The 17,356-nt window shown below is 66.5% G+C and carries 19 protein-coding genes and 1 tRNA gene; 9 read left to right on the top strand and 11 right to left on the bottom strand.

All coding sequences use genetic code 11. The features are described 5' to 3' along the window. Position 1: 1 nt before the first annotated feature. Together C5F44_RS01640 and tsaD are read right to left on the bottom strand one after the other, a co-directional pair. Positions 2 to 943, bottom strand: a complete 942-nt coding sequence (locus C5F44_RS01640; protein ID WP_107671739.1) for an NAD(P)H-dependent glycerol-3-phosphate dehydrogenase — start codon at positions 941 to 943, stop codon at positions 2 to 4. Continuing rightward, on the bottom strand, positions 940 to 2,022 hold the full coding sequence (gene tsaD / locus C5F44_RS01635) for a tRNA (adenosine(37)-N6)-threonylcarbamoyltransferase complex transferase subunit TsaD (RefSeq protein ID WP_107671845.1): 1,083 nt from the start codon (positions 2,020 to 2,022) through the stop codon (positions 940 to 942). Before tsaD ends, C5F44_RS01640 begins: the two co-directional genes overlap by 4 nt. 73 nt (positions 2,023 to 2,095) lie before the next feature. On the opposite strand from tsaD, the gene C5F44_RS01630 reads away from it, so the two are divergent. The 4 genes from C5F44_RS01630 (at position 2,096) to C5F44_RS01615 (ending at position 5,623) form a co-directional block, all read left to right on the top strand. Further along, positions 2,096 to 2,797, top strand: coding sequence for a uroporphyrinogen-III synthase (locus C5F44_RS01630; protein WP_181318144.1), 702 nt, complete (start codon positions 2,096 to 2,098; stop codon positions 2,795 to 2,797). A 194-nt stretch (positions 2,798 to 2,991) separates the two neighbouring features. After that, positions 2,992 to 4,002 carry a COG4223 family protein gene (locus tag C5F44_RS01625; RefSeq protein ID WP_107671737.1) on the top strand — a complete coding sequence of 337 codons (1,011 nt, stop codon included), beginning with the start codon at positions 2,992 to 2,994 and terminating at the stop codon, positions 4,000 to 4,002. A 10-nt stretch (positions 4,003 to 4,012) separates the two neighbouring features. Further along, a complete protein-coding gene (locus tag C5F44_RS01620; protein WP_107671736.1) occupies positions 4,013 to 5,473 on the top strand; it encodes a heme biosynthesis protein HemY in 1,461 nt (486 codons plus the stop codon). 74 nt (positions 5,474 to 5,547) lie between these two features. After that, positions 5,548 to 5,623 (top strand) — tRNA-Thr (locus C5F44_RS01615). A gap of 61 nt (positions 5,624 to 5,684) precedes the next feature. On the opposite strand, the gene C5F44_RS01610 is transcribed toward C5F44_RS01615, so the two are convergent. From C5F44_RS01610 to C5F44_RS01595, 4 genes are all read right to left on the bottom strand, one after another. Beyond that, a complete protein-coding gene (locus tag C5F44_RS01610; RefSeq protein ID WP_107671735.1) occupies positions 5,685 to 5,867 on the bottom strand; it encodes a Trm112 family protein in 183 nt (60 codons plus the stop codon). 37 nt (positions 5,868 to 5,904) lie between these two features. Then, positions 5,905 to 6,546, bottom strand: a complete 642-nt coding sequence (locus C5F44_RS01605; RefSeq protein ID WP_107671734.1) for an LON peptidase substrate-binding domain-containing protein — start codon at positions 6,544 to 6,546, stop codon at positions 5,905 to 5,907. 27 nt (positions 6,547 to 6,573) lie between these two features. Further along, a complete protein-coding gene (gene trxA / locus C5F44_RS01600; RefSeq protein WP_107671733.1) occupies positions 6,574 to 7,482 on the bottom strand; it encodes a thioredoxin in 909 nt (302 codons plus the stop codon). Between the two features lie 67 nt (positions 7,483 to 7,549). Then, positions 7,550 to 8,122 (bottom strand): DNA-3-methyladenine glycosylase I, encoded by a 573-nt coding sequence (locus tag C5F44_RS01595; protein WP_107671732.1) that lies wholly within the window; start codon positions 8,120 to 8,122, stop codon positions 7,550 to 7,552. A 114-nt stretch (positions 8,123 to 8,236) separates the two neighbouring features. Between C5F44_RS01595 and C5F44_RS01590 the strand changes: the two genes are divergently transcribed. From C5F44_RS01590 to yddG, 4 genes are all read left to right on the top strand, one after another. Further along, positions 8,237 to 9,097 carry an EAL domain-containing protein gene (locus C5F44_RS01590; protein ID WP_107671731.1) on the top strand — a complete coding sequence of 287 codons (861 nt, stop codon included), beginning with the start codon at positions 8,237 to 8,239 and terminating at the stop codon, positions 9,095 to 9,097. 116 nt (positions 9,098 to 9,213) lie between these two features. Beyond that, positions 9,214 to 10,389, top strand: a complete 1,176-nt coding sequence (locus tag C5F44_RS01585; RefSeq protein ID WP_107671730.1) for an acetyl-CoA C-acetyltransferase — start codon at positions 9,214 to 9,216, stop codon at positions 10,387 to 10,389. A 105-nt stretch (positions 10,390 to 10,494) separates the two neighbouring features. Next, complete coding sequence (gene phbB / locus C5F44_RS01580; protein WP_107671729.1) at positions 10,495 to 11,220, top strand: beta-ketoacyl-ACP reductase; 726 nt, start codon at positions 10,495 to 10,497, stop codon at positions 11,218 to 11,220. A gap of 132 nt (positions 11,221 to 11,352) precedes the next feature. Further along, complete coding sequence (gene yddG / locus C5F44_RS01575; RefSeq protein WP_107671728.1) at positions 11,353 to 12,204, top strand: aromatic amino acid exporter YddG; 852 nt, start codon at positions 11,353 to 11,355, stop codon at positions 12,202 to 12,204. Between the two features lie 6 nt (positions 12,205 to 12,210). Here yddG and C5F44_RS01570 read toward each other — a convergent pair whose 3' ends face one another. The 3 genes from C5F44_RS01570 to C5F44_RS01560 form a co-directional block, all read right to left on the bottom strand. Then, positions 12,211 to 12,390: a YdcH family protein gene (locus C5F44_RS01570; protein ID WP_107671844.1), complete on the bottom strand. Its 180-nt coding sequence runs from the start codon at positions 12,388 to 12,390 to the stop codon at positions 12,211 to 12,213. A 103-nt stretch (positions 12,391 to 12,493) separates the two neighbouring features. After that, positions 12,494 to 13,252 carry a tRNA1(Val) (adenine(37)-N6)-methyltransferase gene (locus C5F44_RS01565; protein ID WP_107671843.1) on the bottom strand — a complete coding sequence of 253 codons (759 nt, stop codon included), beginning with the start codon at positions 13,250 to 13,252 and terminating at the stop codon, positions 12,494 to 12,496. Beyond that, entirely contained in the window at positions 13,252 to 13,467 is a 216-nt protein-coding gene (locus tag C5F44_RS01560; protein WP_107671727.1) for a putative signal transducing protein, read from the bottom strand. Before C5F44_RS01560 ends, C5F44_RS01565 begins: the two co-directional genes overlap by 1 nt. 52 nt (positions 13,468 to 13,519) lie before the next feature. Between C5F44_RS01560 and C5F44_RS01555 the strand changes: the two genes are divergently transcribed. Beyond that, positions 13,520 to 14,533 carry a polyprenyl synthetase family protein gene (locus C5F44_RS01555; protein ID WP_412917515.1) on the top strand — a complete coding sequence of 338 codons (1,014 nt, stop codon included), beginning with the start codon at positions 13,520 to 13,522 and terminating at the stop codon, positions 14,531 to 14,533. Positions 14,534 to 14,539: 6 nt separating this feature from the next. On the opposite strand, the gene C5F44_RS01550 is transcribed toward C5F44_RS01555, so the two are convergent. Together C5F44_RS01550 and C5F44_RS01545 are read right to left on the bottom strand one after the other, a co-directional pair. Beyond that, positions 14,540 to 15,364: a 4-(cytidine 5'-diphospho)-2-C-methyl-D-erythritol kinase gene (locus C5F44_RS01550; protein ID WP_107671726.1), complete on the bottom strand. Its 825-nt coding sequence runs from the start codon at positions 15,362 to 15,364 to the stop codon at positions 14,540 to 14,542. Continuing rightward, positions 15,354 to 17,081, bottom strand: a complete 1,728-nt coding sequence (locus C5F44_RS01545; RefSeq protein WP_107671725.1) for a tetratricopeptide repeat protein — start codon at positions 17,079 to 17,081, stop codon at positions 15,354 to 15,356. Before C5F44_RS01545 ends, C5F44_RS01550 begins: the two co-directional genes overlap by 11 nt. Positions 17,082 to 17,356: the final 275 nt, after the last annotated feature.

The following is a 17,356-nucleotide window of genomic DNA, read 5'->3' as shown; positions in this document are numbered from 1 at the left end:
TTCACTCCTGTTTCAGCGGGCGGGACATCAGCGCCTTGACCGCCTCTGCCACCCCGATTTCGCCTGCCACCAGCCGTGCCACCATGGCCGCGACCGGCATGTCGATTCCGCGCGCCCCGGCCAGCCGGACAGCGGCCCGCGCCGTGGCCACGCCTTCGACCGTGGCCTGTGGCGGCACCCGGCCTGCGCCAAGCGCCACGCCATGCGCAAAATTGCGCGACTGGGCCGAGGTGCAGGTCAGCAGCAGATCGCCCAGCCCCGACAACCCGGCCAGCGTTTCTGCCCGCGCGCCAAGCGCCAGGGCAAAACGCCCCATCTCGGCATAGCCACGGGTCACCAGCGCAGCGCGGGCGCTGTCGCCCAGGCCAGCGCCGATCACCACGCCGGCGGCGATGGCGATCACGTTCTTCAACGCGCCCCCCAGTTCGGCCCCAACCACATCTTCGGTGCGGTAGATGCGCAGCGTGGCGGTTGACAGCGCCACCTGGATCGCCTGCGCCTGCGGGCCGGCGCAGGCCAGCGTCAGGGCGGTGGGCAGGCCACGGGCAATGTCGGCGGCAAAGCTGGGGCCGGTCAGAACCGCCCGCGCGCCACGCGCGCCCGCAGCCTCAATCACTTCGGCCGGGCCTTGCAGGGTGGTCAGATCAATGCCCTTGCAGCAGGCCACCAGGTCCGAGGCCAACAACGGCTGGCCCTCCGCCGCCAGAAATTCGCGCAGCGCCTGCATCGGCATGGCCAGCAGGACAGGGCCGTTTTGGGCAAGGTCAGAGACGGTTTCGACCACCTCAATCCTTGGCGGCAGGGTCACCCCCGGCAGGCGCGGGCTTTCACGGCGCGTCGCAAGGCCGGGATCGCGACCCCACAGCCGTACCGGCAACCCCTCGCGGGCAAAGGCCACGGCCAGCGCCGTTCCGAACGCGCCTGCGCCGGCCACCCCGATCATGCCTTGGCCCCCCGCTTGCCCGAACCGATCAACGGCACCGCCGCCGCATCCAGCGGCCAGCGCGACCGCACGGACAGCGTTGCATCGTCCACCCCACCAGCCAGGTGCCGCTCGATCCCGGCCCAGGCGATCATCGCGGCATTGTCGGTACACAGCTTCAGGGGCGGGGCCAGAAACCGCGCCCCGGCCTGATCGGCCACCGCCTGCAACCGGGCGCGGATCGCCCCGTTTGCGGCGACACCGCCCGCCACCGCAATGACCGGCGCGGGAAAGGCCGCCAAGGCGCGGCGGGTCTTTTCGGCCAGAACATCCGCCACCGCCGCCTGGAACCCGGCGCAAAGGTCGCGGCGGTCCTGCACGGTCAGCCCGCCCTTTTGCGCGATGATCTCATCCCGCGCGCGCAGGACCGCGGTCTTCAGCCCACTGAACGACAGGTCGCACCCCGGCCGGTCCAGCAGCGGGCGGGGAAAGCGGAAGCGGGCCAGATCACCCAGCGCCGCTTCGCGTTCGACATGCGGCCCGCCAGGCTGCGGCAGGGCCAGAAGTTTGGCGATCTTGTCGAAGGCCTCGCCCGGCGCATCGTCGATGGTGCTGCCAAGACGATGAAACGTCTCGGGCCCCTCGACCGCAAGAAACTGGCAATGCCCGCCCGAAACCAGCAGCATCAGATAGGGATAGGCAACCGCATCGGTCAGCCGGGGGGTCAGCGCATGGCCGGCCAGATGGTTCACCCCGACCATGGGCAGACCCGTGGCCGCGGCCAAGCCCTTGGCCAGCATCAGCCCGGACAGCAGCCCGCCAATCAGCCCCGGCCCTGCGGTCACGGCAATGCCGTCCAGATCGGCCAGCGAAACCGAGGCGGCGGAAAGCGCGGCCTCGACCGCGTGGTCGATCTTTTCCGCATGGGCACGGGCGGCGATTTCCGGCACCACGCCACCAAAGGCCGCGTGCAGTTCGGCCTGCCCCTCCACGACCGAGGACAGAATCAGCGCCCCGCCATCGGACAGCCGCCGCACCACCGCGGCGGCGGTGTCGTCGCAGCTTGTCTCGATGCCAAGGAAAGTCAGCCCGTGGTCCATGTGTCGCGCTTGTGGCCCCCTGTTCCCCGCAGGTAACATCGGGGGCATGGCCAGACAATCCGCAATCCCGGTGTTGATCACCCGCCCCGAGCCACAAGCCACGCGCTTTGCCGCCGAACTGACGGCTGCTCTGGGCGGGGCGGTCGCCCCGTTGTGCTGCCCGCTGATGGAAGAAGTCGCACTGACACCCGACCGTCCCCCCGGTCCTTTCGCGGCCGTTGTGCTGACGTCCGAGCCGGGCGTGCGGGCCGCCGTCCGGCTGCGCGGCCAGGGCTGGGCGCTGCCTTCGCTGGCCTTCTGTGTGGGTGACCGCACCGCCGCCGCCGCAACCGCGGCAGGCTTCGCGGCAGAATCGGCGGCCGGCGCCGTGCAGGATCTGGCGTCGCTGATTCTCTCGCAGCCCGACAAAGGGCCGCTTCTTTACCTGCACGGGCAGGATCGGGCCGGCGACTTGTTGTCGCTGCTGCCGGGCCGCCCTGTGACCGAGGCAGTGGTCTACGCCCAGCGGGCCCTGGCCCTCTCACCCGAAGCGCTGGCCGTGATCGGGGCACCCGGCCCGGTGATCGTGCCGCTGTTTTCGCCCCGGACAGCGCGCTTGTTCCAGCAGGCATTGCCTGAAAACATTGGGGCAAGGCTGGTGCCGGTGGCGATGAGCGCCAATGTCGCGCAGGCGCTGACCGGCGATCTGGCTCGCGCGGCAACGGTTGCGGACCGCCCCGATTCACACGCGATGATTGCGGCGATCTCCCGCGTGATCTCGCCACGGGTGCCTTGAAGGTTGCAACGGCAAGCGGTTAGTCTGTGACCAGCCCAGTCCGGGGATGCAGTCCTATGCCCAATGACGATCTTACGATCCCGGAAGCCGGCCCGGAAGTTTCGCCCGAGCCCGAGCAGAAGCCGGAACCGCTCCCTCCCCCCAAGGAGAAAGCAGCGCCCCCAGCCCGAAAAGCTGGATTCATCGCGCCGCTTTTGGGGGGCGCACTTGCCGCTGGCATCGGCTTCGGCCTGTCGCATTTTGATGTGCTGAAACTACGGCCCGCAGCCGACGATGGCGCGATCAAGGCGCAACTCGACAAGCTGGCCGCCGACATGGGCGCGCTGCGAACCGATCTGACCGACCGGACCGGAACGCTGGACAGCGCGATTTCGGCCGCGCGCACCGAAGCCTCAACCGCCACGGCGGCGCTTGAATCGCGCGTCTCTGCCACCGCCGAAACGGCCACCGCCTTGCCCGATCAGCTTGCCGTGCTGGCCAAGCGCGTGGCCGCGCTGGAAACCGCGCTGGCGGCGGCAGGACAGGCATCCGACGGCAGCGTTTCGCAGGCCTCGATTGCAAGTCTGACCGCAGCCCTGGAAACCATGAAGGCCGAGGTGGCGGCGCTGAAGGCCAGGCCGTCTGAAACCGCCGATCCCGAAGCGCTGCGTCAGCTTGCCAAGGAAGAACTTGCCGCCTGGGAGGCGGCGAACTCTGAACGCATCCGCGCCGAACAAGCCGCGGCGGAACAGGCCGCAGCACAGGCCACCGCACTGTCCTCGCTGCGGCAGGCGGCAGAAAGTGGCGTGCCCTATGCGCGTGAACTGGCCGCGCTTGAGCAGGTTCAGGTGCCGGAAATCGTCTCTAAATATGCAGAAACCGGGCTTCCGACAGTTGCATCCCTGACCGAAGGGTTCGCAGACCCGGCCCGCGCGGCGCTGGAGGCTTCGTTGCGGGCACAGGCGGGGGCGGGGTTGGGTGACCGGCTCTGGTCCTTCCTGCGGGTGCAGACCGGCGCCCGCTCGCTGACCCCGCGCGAAGGCAGCGATCCCGATGCCGTGTTGTCACGGGCCGAAGGCGCGCTGCGGCAAGGCAAGGTGGCGGATGCGCTGACAGAACTTGCCGCGCTGCCGCCCGAAGGCCAAGCGGCCATGGCCGATTGGATGGCGCTGGCCCGCGACCATCTGGCCGCGACCGATGCCCTGACAACCCTGAAATTGCCCTGAGGAGAAACAGATGCTCTGGTCTCTTGCCAAGGTTGTCATCTTCCTTGCGGCCATCGCAGGGCTGGCCTTTCTGGCCGGAACGCTTTCGGACACCGGGGGCGAGGTTCGCCTTTGGGTCTTCGGGCAGGAATTCACCTTCGGCCCGTTGCAGGCCGCAATTGCCGCCGTGCTGCTGGTGGTGGCGGTGTGGGTGCTGCTCAAGGCGGCCGCTTTCCTGGGGGCGGTGTTCCGCTTCCTGAACGGCGATGAAACGGCCATCTCGCGCTATTTCGACCGCAGCCGCGAACGCCGCGGCTTCACTGCGCTGACCGAAGGCATGGTCGCGCTGGCCTCGGGTGAACCGTCGCTGGCGCTAAGCCGGGCCAAAACCGCCGAGAAGCTGCTGAAGAAACCCGAACTGACCACCCTCCTCACCGCGCAGGCGGCCGAGGCGGCGGGAGACGGCAAGACCGCGATGGCCGCCTATCGGGCGCTTCTGTCATCGGAAAAGACCCGCTTCGTCGCCGTGCGCGGCCTGATGAAGCAGAAACTGGTGTCGGGCGATACCGACACGGCGCTGAAGCTGGCAGAGAAGGCGCTGGCGCTGCGGCCACGTCATGCCGAAACGCAGGACGTGCTGCTGAAGCTGCAAACCGAAAAGGCCGATTGGAAAGGCGCCCGCGCCACGCTGTCCGAAAAGCTGAAGACGGGGGAACTGCCCCGCAGCGTCTATCGCCGCCGCGATGCCCTGCTGGCACTGCAAGAGGCAAAGGTGGTGCTGGACGAAGGCAGCACGATCGAGGCCCGCGAAGCCGCGATCGAGGCGAACAAGATGTCGCCCGACCTGATTCCTGCCGCCGTCATCGCGTCGCGGGCGCTGGTTGAAAAGGGCGACAAGAAGGGTGCGGCCCGTGTGCTGCGCAAGGCCTGGGACGCCCAGCCGCACCCCGATCTGGCCGCCGCCTTTGCCGCCATCGAACCCGATGAATCCCCCGGCGCCCGGATGCGCCGCTTCAAGCCGCTGCTGTCCTCGCGCCCCGAGAATGAGGAAACCCGGTTGACCAATGCCGAGCTTCTGCTGCTGGCCGAAGACTTCAAGGCCGCGCGCAAGGTTCTTGGCGATCTGGCCGAGACGCACCCCACACAGCGGACACTGGCGATTCTGGCCGCCGTGGAACGCGGAACCGGCGCCGATGACCTGACCGTGCGCAGCATCCTGGCGCGGGCGCTGACCGCATCGCGCGGGCCGCAATGGTGCTGTGACACCTGCCAGGGCGTGCAATCGGAATGGAATCCGGTCTGCAGCTCCTGCGGCGGGTTCGACACGCTGACCTGGCGCGAACCCGTTGCCACGCGGCAATCTCAGACCGCCGCCTCGGCTGACCTGTCGCCGCTGCTGGTGGGCCTGCCGCCCGAAGCCGCGCTGATCCCCAATGCCAGCGACGATGCGGTTGTCCTGCCGCCCGACGACATCGTTCGTCGTTCAAATTAGGGCTACACACGCCCCGCAACGGGTGCTAAGAGCCAGCCCGAACCGGCGCCCGCCGCCGGTTCACAGGGAAGAATGCCGCTGTAGCTCAGCTGGTAGAGCACGTCATTCGTAATGATGGGGTCGGGGGTTCGAGTCCCTTCAGCGGCACCATTCTTCCCAAGGTTCCCCCAATAGCAGACGCCGTGAACGGGCCGCCGCAATGCGCGCCTGATCAGCCGATCTGACGCGCCTCGCTGACCAGCATCACCGGAATACCGTCGCGGATCGGAAAGGCCAGATGCACGGCTTTCGAGACCAGTTCCTGGCGTTCGGCATCATAGGTCAGCACGGCGTGGGTCAGCGGGCAGACAAGCGATTCCAGCATCCGGCGGTCGGCGGTCACGGTGTCAGTCATGGGGTGTCCTTTCAGGGTCGGCGGCGTTGGCGCAGGATTACTGGATCAGATCCTCGGCCGAACCGCCCCGCAGCGCGAATTCGATCAGGGTGACAAGCGTCTCACGCCGGGTTGTCAGGCTGGGGGCCTCAAGCAGGGCCTGTTTGTCTTCGGGCGAAAACGGGCACAGCATCGAGATGGCGTTCACCAGAAGCTCGGGCTCGGCCTCCTTGAGGCTGTCCCAATCGGAGGACAGCTTCTGCGAGGCGAAGTAGCGGCCAAGAATCTGCAGGAATTCAGACCTGTCGAACCCTTGGTCGGTCTCGGCAAGGCCAAGGTCGCGGGAGAAGGGTGCCCAGTCCACCGCGCAGCGGCGATAGGGGGTAAAGCCCTGCACCTCTTCCTTCACGCGAAACCGCGAGATCCCCGAAAGGGTGATCATGTAGCGGCCATCCTCGGTTTCGGAAAAGCCGGTGATCCGGCCGGCGCATCCAATGGCGTTCAGGCGCTTTTCCCCATTCGGGGTATCGCGCGGGCAGATCATTCCGATCAGCCGCGTGCGCGATTTCAGCGCGTCCTCGACCATCGCCAGATAGCGCGGCTCGAAAATGTGCAGGGGAAGCCGCGCACGGGGCAGCAGCAGCGCCCCGGGCAGCGGAAAGACGGGGATCGTCTCAGGAAGATCGGCGGCCTGGATCATCGGCTTAGACATAGGCCGCCCCCGCGATCAGGCAAAGATCATTGATGACAACCGCCTGCGACCCTTCAGCACGATCGGGTCTTGCGGCTTGAGCGCGTCGAAGATGGTGAAAAGCTGCGCGCGGGCGGCGCCGTCGTTCCATTCGCGGTCGCGGCGGAACAGCTCCAGCAGTTCATCCACCGCCTCCTCAACCTTGCCGGCGGCGTTCAGTGCGACGGCCAGGTCAAAGCGGGCCTGATGATTGTTCGGGTCGGCCTGAACGGCGGCGCGCAGATCGGCCTCGGGGCCGGCATTGGCAGCCTGCTTCGCCAGTTCCAACTGAGCCTTCGCCGCCTCAACCTCCTTGGCCTTTGCCAATGCGGCGGGGGCGGCAGACAGGAAGGCTTCGGCCTGATCAAGATTGCCGGCCGCCAGATGCGCACGGGCAATGCCGGCATAGGCGGCAGCATTCTCCGGCTCTTCGCCCAGGATCGCGGCGAAGGTTTCCATCGCATCGGCCAGGGCGCCCTGTTCCAGCATTTCCTCGGCCGCGGCCAGCGCATCGGCCAGACCGCCGTCGCCCGCCATGGCCGCCAGCTTGTCGACGAATTTCTTTACTTCCGAAGGCGGCAGCGCCCCCTGAAACCCGTCAACCGGCTGACCCTGGAAGAAGGCATAGACGGTGGGGATGGACTGGATGCGCATCTGCGCGGCAATGGCCTGATTCTGGTCCACGTCGATCTTGACCATGCGCACCTTGCCTTTGGCGGCGGTCACCGCCGCCTCAAGCGCGGGGCCAAGCGTCTTGCACGGGCCGCACCAGGTGGCCCAGAAATCAACGATCACCGGCACCTCGCGCGAGGCGTCGATGACATCGGCCATGAACGTGGCCTCGGTTCCGTCCTTGATCAGGCCGGTCGCGGCAGGCGCGGCGGGTTTGTCGCCAAGTCCAAGCATGTCGTCCTCATGTTCCCGGTTTGCGGTCTATATGATCCTTCGGCGCCAAAACGCCAAGGGGCAGCTCTCAGGCCATCGCGGCACATTCGGCATGGGCCGGACAGGTGACCAGATGATCGTTCACCATGCCAACCGCCTGCATGAAGGCATAGGTGATGGTCGGTCCGCAGAACGTGAAACCACGCGCCTTCAGCGCCCGCGACATGGCGCGGCTTTCAGGCGATTCGGTCAACGCATCCGACATCGAGGCAAGGTTCGACTGAATGGGTGCACCGCCCACGAAAGACCACAGGAAGGGCGAAAACCCCTCCTTCGCCTCGATCTCAAGATAGGCGCGGGCGCTGCGGAGCGTGCCTTCGATCTTGCCGCGATGGCGGACAATGCCCGGGTCTGCCAGCAAGCGGGCAACCTCGTCCTCGCCCCAGGTGGCAATGACCTCGGGGCGGAATCCGTGGAAGGCGGCGCGGAAATTCTCGCGCTTGCGCAGGATGGTGATCCAGCTCAGCCCGGCCTGGAATCCGTCAAGGATCAGCTTTTCCCACAGCGCCCGCGGGTCGCGCTCGGGGCGGCCCCAGTCGGTATCGTGGTACGAGACATAAAGCGGGTCGGTGCCACACCAGGGGCAGCGGGTTTCGGTCATCTGGGGCCTTTCGGAAAATCGTTCTACTTCAAGTCAAATGCCGAAGCTTTGCAGGGTGTTTACCCTTGTCCGCGCAGCCTGTCAGCCAGGACAAGCACGGCACAGGATCAGGGGATGAGCTTTCAGCGTAATGCGGGGCGTGGGTCGAAACGCCCTGCTGCAGATGTGGATGCCGAACTGGCCTCACCTCTGGCTGTGGCCGTTTCGGCCGTGGAACGTGAAACGCTGTCCATGGTGCGCAACGCCCTGATGCTGCGGCGGATGCGGCTGGCGTTCCAGCCCGCCGTCTATGCCGCCGATCCGTCGATCATCGGGTTCTATGAAGGTTACATCCGCCTGCTGGACCCAAAAGATCGGGTGATCCCGGCCCGCGATTTCATGGCGGTGGCGGAAACGCAGGAACTGGGCCGTGAAATCGACGTGGCGGCGCTGCAACTCGGCTTGCAGGTGCTGCAGCGCAACCCCGGCATCCGCATCGCGGTGAACATGTCGGCACGGTCGGTGGGATACAAACCCTGGACACAGATGCTGCGCCGCGCACTGGGACAATCGCCAGACCTTGGCCGTGGGCTGATCCTTGAGATTGGCGAGGCCAGCGCCATGCAGATGCCGGATGTGCTGATCCCCTTCATGGCCGATCTGCGGGCGGAGGGCATTGCCTTCACGCTGGATGACTTTGGCGCCGGCGCCACCTCGTTGCCGCTGCTGCAGGCCTTCGGATTCGAGATCGCCAAGATCGACGGCCAGTTCATCCGCGGGATCGACTGTTCCGAAACCAGCCAGAGAATCGTGCGCGCGGCTGCCGCGCTGGCACGGGAGTTCGGCATGTTCCTGGTTGCCGAATCCGTGGAAACCCCGGCCGAGGCGGGGTGGTTGTGCGATGTGGGCGTGGGCTGTCTGCAAGGCTATCTGTTCGGTCCCCCCGAGGTGAACCCCGACTTCAGCCGGTTTCGCCATGGCCGCAGCGGCGGGTGACGGCGAAGGTTCCCGCAGGCTGCGCATTCTGCTTGCGCAAGTTTGTTGCGGCTGTGATCTTTGCCTCCAGAGGCGAAGGTGACGCGCACCGCGCCGGTCTTCGGGAGAGGGATCACATGACCAATGTCGTAATCGTTTCGGCGGGCCGTACCGCCGTTGGCAGCTTCAACGGCGCTTTCGCCAACACGCCCGCGCATGACCTGGGCGCCACCGTGATTGAAGGCGTGGTGGCCCGCGCGGGGATCGAGAAAGCCGAAGTCGAGGAAACCATCCTGGGCCAGGTGCTGACCGCCGGCCAGGGCCAGAACCCGGCGCGTCAGGCGGCAATCAAGGCGGGTCTGGCCAAGGAAGCCAGCGCCTGGTCGCTGAACCAGGTCTGCGGCTCCGGCCTGCGGGCGGTGGCGCTGGGGGCGCAGCATGTGCAACTGGGCGACGCGCGGATCGTGGTCGCCGGCGGGCAGGAAAGCATGAGCCTGTCGCCCCATGTCGCGCATCTGCGGGCCGGGCAGAAGATGGGCGATCTCAACTTCATCGACTCGATGATCAAGGATGGTCTGTGGGATGCCTTCAACGGCTATCACATGGGCATCACGGCGGAAAACGTGGCCAGCCAGTGGCAGATCAGCCGCGAGATGCAGGACGAATTCGCACTGGCCAGCCAGAACAAGGCCGAAGCCGCGCAAAAGGCTGGCAAATTCAAGGATGAAATCCTTCCCTTCACGGTAAAGACCCGCAAGGGCGACATCGTGGTGGACGCGGATGAATACATCCGCCACGGCGCCACGCTGGACAGTATGCAGAAGCTGCGCCCGGCCTTTACCAAGGAAGGCACCGTCACCGCGGCGAACGCCAGCGGCATCAATGATGGTGCAGCGGCCGTGCTGCTTATGTCGGAAGAAGAGGCATCAAAACGTGGGCTGAAGGTGCTGGCCCGCATCGCCAGCTATGCCACCGCCGGACTTGACCCGTCGATCATGGGCGTCGGCCCGATCTATGCCAGCCGCAAGGCGCTGGACAAGGCGGGCTGGAAGGTGGCCGACCTTGATCTGGTCGAGGCGAACGAAGCCTTTGCCGCCCAGGCCTGCGCGGTGAACAAGGACATGGGCTGGGATCCGTCCATCGTGAACGTGAACGGCGGCGCCATTGCCATCGGCCACCCGATCGGCGCCAGCGGGGCGCGCATCCTGAACACGCTGATCCATGAAATGGGCCGCCGCGGGGCGAAGAAGGGCCTGGCAACGCTGTGCATCGGCGGCGGCATGGGCGTGGCCATGTGCCTGGAACGGGGTTGACCGTCGCCTGACGCTGCAAAGCAGAAAATGGATGCGCAATAAAGTTGCGCATCCATATCAGTTTCGGTAACAGGATTTCCGGTAAGTGTCCTTGGAGGAGGAATCATGGCAAAGGTTGCACTGGTCACGGGGGGGTCGCGTGGCATCGGGGCGGCGATTTCGGTCGCGCTGAAGGCGGCGGGCTACAAGGTGGCCGCCAACTACGCGGGCAATGATGAGGCCGCGAAGGCCTTTACCGCCGAGACCGGAATTCCGACTTACAAGTGGTCGGTTGCCGATTATGACGCCTGCGCCGCGGGCATCGCGAAGGTCGAAGCCGACCTTGGCCCGGTGGATGTGCTGGTCAACAATGCCGGCATCACCCGCGATGCGATGTTCCACAAGATGACGCCCGGCCAGTGGAAAGAGGTGATCGACACCAACCTGACCGGCCTGTTCAACATGACCCATCCGCTGTGGTCGGGGATGCGCGACCGCAAGTTCGGCCGGGTGATCAACATCAGCTCGATCAACGGCCAGAAGGGGCAGGCGGGGCAGGCCAACTATTCCGCCGCCAAGTCGGGCGACCTGGGCTTTACCAAGGCGCTGGCCCAGGAAGGCGCCCGCGCCGGCATTACCGTGAACGCGATCTGCCCCGGCTATATTGGCACCGAAATGGTGAAGGCCATTGACGAAAAGGTGCTGGCCGAGCGGATCATCCCGCAAATTCCGGTCGGCCGTCTGGGCGAACCGGAAGAGATTGCGCGCTGCGTGGTGTTCCTGGCCAGCGACGATGCCGGCTTCATCACCGGATCGACGATTTCGGCAAACGGCGGTCAGTTCTTCGTCTGAGAGCGGACGACGGATGGGAAGGCCCGGCATCACCCGCCGGGCCTTTCGCTTTTGCGGGTGAGCCGCTAAGGACAGCGCGGAAGCAAAAATCTTCGAAGATTTTTGCAAATTCCTTCGAAGGAATTTGTCTGCATGACACGCCAGCGCGCCACGGCAATCGGTTTCACGGCAATCCTGATGTGGGCGCTGCTGGCGCTGCTGACCATCGGGTCTGCGCCGGTGCCGCCGTTCCTGCTGAACGCGCTGTGCTTTGGCATTGGCGGCGTGATCGGCCTGATCTGGACGGCGCGCAAGGGCCTGGGGGTGCTGCGCACGGTATCGTGGAAGGTTTATGCCTTCGGAACGGCGGGGCTGTTCGGCTATCACTTCCTGTATTTCACGGCCTTCCGCCTTGCCCCCAGTGCCGAAACCGGGCTGATCGCCTATCTCTGGCCGCTGTTCATCGTGCTGCTTTCGGGCCTGTTGCCGGGGGAACGGCTGACAGCCTGGCATGTGCTGGGGGCGCTGGTCGCCTTTGCCGGCGCGGCGCTGATCGTGCTGGCACGGGGCGGTGAAAGCGCCGCTTCGGTTCCTGGCCTGATACTGGCCTTTGGCTGCGCGCTGACCTGGGCTGCCTATTCGGTGCTGTCGCGGCGTCTGGGCGAGGTGCCGACCGAAAGCGTGACGGTGTTCTGTCTGGCGACCGCGGCCCTGTCTGTTCCGGCGCATCTTCTGCTGGAACAGACGGTCTGGCCGGTGGGCGCCGTGGGCTGGGTTTCGGTTCTGGCGCTGGGCATCGGCCCGGTGGGGGCGGCTTTCTTCACCTGGGATGTGGGCATGAAAAAAGGCGACATCCAGTTGCTGGGTGTCGCCTCCTATGCTGCTCCGCTTTTGTCGACGCTGGCGCTGGTGGTGGCCGGGATCACCCCCGCGACATGGACCATCGGTCTGGCCGCGATCCTGATTGCCGGGGGGGCCGCCCTGGCCGCGCGCCGCGCGCCCTGACGCGGATCAGTGCTGCTGTTCCTGTTCGGTCAGCCGGGCAATTTCTTCCTTCAGCTTCAGCTTCTGTTTCTTCCATTCGGCAATCTGGAGGTCATCCGATCCGGGGCTGCGCTGGGCTGCGGCAACCATGTCCGAAAGCGATTCGTGCTTCTTGCGGAGTTCCGCCAGATGCGAAGCGATCGTCATGTTCATCCTCCTTTTGATGTCACCCTGATGACACCAGTCCACCACCAAAGCCCGGCCTTGTCACCCAAATTGCGACAACCTGCGTCAGCATTTCACGCCAAGTTCAATGGAACGCAGTCAGCAAAGGGGCGCCATCGCGCAGGATGGCGTTGGCTTGCGGGGTATAGCTCTCTCGGTCGCCGTCATGGGCGGGGCCGGTGTGCAGAATCAGCGGGGGCAACAGGCGGAAGGGGGCTTTGCCGCCCTTGCGGGCCCGCAGCAGGATGCGGGGGGCGGCCCGGCCTTCGCGGGGTTGCAGCGGCAGCACCGCCGCCGAGCCCAGTTTGGGCGCAAGCGCGGCCAGCAGATCAGGCAGGCTGTCGGCGCCCGCGATCAGCGTCAGCCAGCCGCCGGGGTGCAGGCGCTGCGCCGCGGCCTGCACCCAGACCGACAGCGGCAGCGTGACCTGCAAGGCGGTGGCGCGGCCCGGCCGGGGCGACGGCGTGCCCCCGGGCGGATACCAGGGCGGGTTGGCGATCACCTGCGAAAACGGCCGCCGCAGCGCAGGCGGCACCTGCGCCACGTCGCCTTCGACCACCTCCATCGCCATGCCGTTGCGGGCCGCGTTACGGCGGGCAAGATCGGCATAGTCAGGCTGCATCTCAAGCCCGGTCAGCACGAGGTCCGGCACCCGCGCAGCCAGACACAGCGACGCGGCCCCCGCCCCGCAGCCCAGATCCAGCACCGTGTCGCCGGGTTCGGCCGGACAGGCGGCGGCCAGAAGCACGGCATCGGTGGCCGCCCGGTAGCCGCGCGCCGGTTGCAGCAGGCGCAGACGCCCGCAAAGAAACTTGTCGTCGGTCAGATCGGCGTCGTTGAAGATCATGGGCTTGGCGTCAATCCGTTGTCGCGGCAGATGGCGCGGGCCAGGAACAGATCACGATCCGCCACCATCAGGCGCTGCGGCAGGATGCCCAAGCTGCCGTCAAGGATGCTCATGTGGACGTCCATGGCGAAGGCCGCTATACCCTCGCCCTGAAGAAGGGCCTGGGCAAAGGCAATCACGGTCGGGTCGGTCGTGCGCAACAGTTCCTTCATGACCAAGGGTTAATCGCGCCGGCCCGGCCGGGCAAGGGCGGCGGGGGCAGGGATGAACATGGACGGGGCGGTCGACAAGCCGAAGGATGGCCCGCAGGACCGGCTGGCGCTGGCGCTGGCCGAGGATATGGCCGCGGTGAACCTGCTGATCCGCGAGCGGATGTCGAGCGAACATGCCCCCCGTATTCCCGAGGTCACGGCGCATCTGATCGAGGCGGGCGGCAAGCGGTTGCGGCCGATGCTGACGCTGGCCGCGGCCCGGATCTGCGGCTATGCGGGCACCGATCACCGCAAGCTGGCGGCAACGGTGGAATTCATCCACACCGCAACCTTGCTGCATGACGATGTGGTGGACGAAAGCCAGCGCCGCCGTGGCCGGCCGACCGCCAACCTGCTGTGGGACAACAAATCCAGCGTTCTGGTGGGCGACTACCTGTTTGCCCGCGCCTTCCAGTTGATGGTGGAACCGGGCAGCCTGCGGGTGCTGGACATTCTGGCCAATGCCAGCGCGGTGATTGCCGAGGGCGAGGTGCTGCAACTGACCGCCGCGCAGGATCTGGCGACGACCGAGGATATCTACCTGAAGGTCATTCGCGGCAAGACCGCCGCGCTGTTCAGCGCGGCGACCGAGTCTGGCGCGGTGCTGGCGGGTGCGCCGGAAGATCAGGTGCAGGCGCTGTTCACCTATGGCGATGCGCTGGGGATTGCCTTCCAGATTGCCGATGACCTGCTGGATTACGGCGGGTCTTCGGCGGTGATCGGCAAGAACACCGGCGACGATTTCCGCGAACGCAAGCTGACGCTGCCGGTGATCAAGGCCGTGGCCAAGGCCGATGCGGAAGAACGGGCGTTCTGGGTTCGCGTGATCGAGAAGGGCCAGCAGAACGAGGGCGATCTTGAGCGGGCGATGGCGATCATGGCCCGCCACGGCGCGATGGACGCCGCGCGCACGGCCGCGCTGGACTGGTCGCGCCGGGCGCAGGACGCGCTGAAGGTTCTGCCGGAAAACCCGCTGCGCGATATTCTGGCCGATCTGGCGCAATATGTGGTGGCGCGGATCGCCTGAGCGCGGTCAGCCCAGCATCGGCGCCGCGGCGGCCCACCAGCCGGGCTGCGCGGCCCTGATGGCGCGGGCGGCGGCTTCGGCAGACGCCTGACCGGCGAACAGGCCAAAGCAGGTGGCGCCCGAACCCGACATGCGGGCCAGCAGACACCCGTCCTGCGCGGCAAGAGCCGCCTTCACATCGGCGATCACCGGGGCCAGCGCGATGGCCGGAGCCTCAAGATCGTTGCGCTGGCTGGCGACAAAGGCCACCAGCGCGGCCATATCCGGCAAGGGCGGCAGGGGGGTGGGCATGGGCGGGTTTTCCCGCCGGTCAAGCGCCCGGAACACCGACGGAGTTGAAACCGCGACGCCGGGGTTCACCAGCACCATCCAGCCGGGCGGCACGGAAACAGGGGCCAGCCCCTCGCCCACGCCGGTCATCCGCACCGCATGGCCGGACAGGCAGACCGGCACATCGGCCCCCAGCTTCAGCACGGTTTCGGCATCGGGCAGCGGCCGCCCCATCCGGGCCAGCGCGCGCAGGGTGGCCGCCGCATCCGCCGACCCGCCGCCAATGCCCGACGCCACGGGCAGCACCTTGTCCAGCGTGATCGCCACGCCGCCGCCCATGGCACGGGCGGCGCGCAGGCAAAGGTTGTCATCACTGGGGGGCAGAAGCGCGGCCTGCGGCCCGGTGACCGAAAAGCCTTCGCCCGTGGTGACGGAAACACGGTCGCCCACGCCGGCAAACACCACCAGACTGTCCAGCAGGTGATAGCCATCCTGCCGCCGCCCGGTGACATGCAGCGTCAGGTTCACCTTGGCCGGCGCGAATTCGGTCTCAGTTGCCATTCTTCGCGGCTTTGACCTCGGACAACGGGGGGGCGCCTTCTTCGGCAAGCACGGCATCCAGCCCCTTGTCGATCTTGCGGCGGATACGGTCGGCATCCTTTTCGGTCGGGCCAAAGGACAGCGCGCGGTGCCACTGGAATTCGGCTTCACGCTTGCGGCCGACGGCCCAGTAGACATCCCCCAGGTGATCGGTCACCACCGGATCGACGGGTTCCAGAAGCGATGCCTTTTCCATTGGCTCCAGCGCATCCTGATAGCGGCCAAGCCGGAAATAGGCCCAGGCCAGACTGTCGATGATATAGCCCTGATCGGGCTGCGCCTTCACCGCGCGTTCGATCATCGAAAGCGCTTCATCCAGGTTCTTGCCCCGGTCAACGAAGCTGTAACCCAGATAGTTCAGCACCTGCGGCTGGTTCGGGTTCAGCTCCAGCGCCTTGCGGAAATCGGCCTCGGCCTTGTCATAGTTTTTAAGGCTTTCCTCGCAGACACCCCGGCTGAAGAACAGCGGCCAGTGGCCGGGCTTGACCTCGGGGATCAGGGCGATGGCGGCATCATAGACGGGGATCGCCTCGGCCCAGCGCTCTTCGCGGCGCAGCAGATCGGCCAGGGCGCTTTGCACCAGAATGATCTTGCCATGGCTGCGGGCCAGAACCTGCAACGCCTCGATAGCGGCATCCTTCTTGCCGGCCGAATACAGCGCATCGGCGCGGCCGATTTCGGCGCTGTAGTAATTGGGATCATCGGGCGCAAAGCTGGCATAGACATCAACCGCCAGATCGAACTGATCGACGTTTTCCAGCATGGCCGCCGTCAGAAGCAGGGCTTCGGCATGATCGGGGCGCAGGACGCTGGCAATACGGCTGTGCAGCAGGGTGTAGATCGGGTCGGATTCGGCGTTCAGCACGGTTGCGACCGAGAAGAACACTTCGGCAATGCCGTCGCGGGCGGTACGGGCAATGTCGAACGGGATCGGCTCACCCGCCTTCAGCCGCGCGCGCAGGCTGTCAAGAAAGGGTTCTGGCTCGGTTCCGAAGGCGCGTTCAAGCAGGGCCAGCGCATCGGGGTTACGCTCAAGCTGGCTGAGGATCTGCACCCGCGCCAGCACCCCGCGCCGGTTCAGGTTCAGCGGCCCGGCGGTCTGGCCCGACAGAATGGCATCGGCCCCTTCGAAATCGCCGGCCTGCGCAAGGGCAAGCGCCTTGTGATACAGGCCGAAAGCCTGAAACCGCTTGTCGGCGGCCACCTTGTCGAAATCGGCCAGCGCATCGGCCATGCGGCCTTCGCCCAGCTTGGCCCAGGCCAGAACCAGTTCATCCAGCAGCGGGCCGACACTGCGGCCCGCCTCTGCGGCCTTGGTGATGGCGGTGTAATCCTCGCGCATCGCCTCATCCGCCAGCAGCGCCATGTCGGCGACCGGGCTTTCGATGCCGGCTTCGCGCAGCTTGGCCGCGACCTGCGCCGCAAGATCAATCTTGCCAAGGCTGAGATTGGCGAACATCGCGCCATCCAGCACGGCCGGATTGTCGGGGTCGGACAGAGCCGCGCGGGCATACCAGGCGGCCGCGGCGCGGAAATCTCCGTTCGCCTCGGCGTTGCGGGCGGCCAGATAGGCGCCAGGATCGCCATCCTGCACCTGATCCTGCGCAAGGCCGGGCGGAACCGTTACAGCCAGAAGACCGGCGGCCAAAGCGGCGGTCAGGGTCAAGCGGCGGGGCATCGGCAGTCGTCTCCTTGGATCGGCCTGCCCGTCAAGGTATCTGTCACCGCGCCCGCAGGCAATGCGGCCCGCCAGACTGCGGGAAAATGGCGCTGAACTCTTTGTGAAACGGCCCGTGGCCCCGCACGGCCAAGGGGCCCCAGGGGCCGTGCGGACGGCATCATTCCGGTCTGGGGTGATGATGCGCCCGCAGGAACAACCGCAGGGACGCCAAGCCTGCCTGTTTCAAGGGCAGATGCACAGGGAAATGCCGTCCGGCGCAAGCAGGTGCTTGC

The sequence above is a fragment of the Fuscovulum blasticum DSM 2131 genome (assembly GCF_003034965.1).
Classification (GTDB): domain Bacteria; phylum Pseudomonadota; class Alphaproteobacteria; order Rhodobacterales; family Rhodobacteraceae; genus Pseudogemmobacter; species Pseudogemmobacter blasticus.
The sequence above is the reverse complement of the archived record's forward strand: the minus strand, read 5'-3'. Positions and strand labels throughout refer to the sequence as shown.

Coding starts and splice junctions, on each gene's coding strand:
- C5F44_RS01560 (WP_107671727.1), bottom strand. CDS start 13,467: ATGAAGGAACTGTTGCGCACGACCGACCCGACCGTGATTGCCTTTGCC.
- C5F44_RS01585 (WP_107671730.1), top strand. CDS start 9,214: ATGACCAATGTCGTAATCGTTTCGGCGGGCCGTACCGCCGTTGGCAGC.
- C5F44_RS01555 (WP_412917515.1), top strand. CDS start 13,520: ATGAACATGGACGGGGCGGTCGACAAGCCGAAGGATGGCCCGCAGGAC.
- C5F44_RS01590 (WP_107671731.1), top strand. CDS start 8,237: ATGAGCTTTCAGCGTAATGCGGGGCGTGGGTCGAAACGCCCTGCTGCA.
- C5F44_RS01545 (WP_107671725.1), bottom strand. CDS start 17,081: ATGCCCCGCCGCTTGACCCTGACCGCCGCTTTGGCCGCCGGTCTTCTG.
- C5F44_RS01620 (WP_107671736.1), top strand. CDS start 4,013: ATGCTCTGGTCTCTTGCCAAGGTTGTCATCTTCCTTGCGGCCATCGCA.
- phbB (WP_107671729.1), top strand. CDS start 10,495: ATGGCAAAGGTTGCACTGGTCACGGGGGGGTCGCGTGGCATCGGGGCG.
- tsaD (WP_107671845.1), bottom strand. CDS start 2,022: ATGGACCACGGGCTGACTTTCCTTGGCATCGAGACAAGCTGCGACGAC.
- C5F44_RS01595 (WP_107671732.1), bottom strand. CDS start 8,122: ATGACCGAAACCCGCTGCCCCTGGTGTGGCACCGACCCGCTTTATGTC.
- C5F44_RS01640 (WP_107671739.1), bottom strand. CDS start 943: ATGATCGGGGTGGCCGGCGCAGGCGCGTTCGGAACGGCGCTGGCCGTG.
- C5F44_RS01570 (WP_107671844.1), bottom strand. CDS start 12,390: ATGACGATCGCTTCGCATCTGGCGGAACTCCGCAAGAAGCACGAATCG.
- yddG (WP_107671728.1), top strand. CDS start 11,353: ATGACACGCCAGCGCGCCACGGCAATCGGTTTCACGGCAATCCTGATG.
- C5F44_RS01605 (WP_107671734.1), bottom strand. CDS start 6,546: ATGATCCAGGCCGCCGATCTTCCTGAGACGATCCCCGTCTTTCCGCTG.
- C5F44_RS01550 (WP_107671726.1), bottom strand. CDS start 15,364: ATGGCAACTGAGACCGAATTCGCGCCGGCCAAGGTGAACCTGACGCTG.
- trxA (WP_107671733.1), bottom strand. CDS start 7,482: ATGCTTGGACTTGGCGACAAACCCGCCGCGCCTGCCGCGACCGGCCTG.
- C5F44_RS01610 (WP_107671735.1), bottom strand. CDS start 5,867: ATGACTGACACCGTGACCGCCGACCGCCGGATGCTGGAATCGCTTGTC.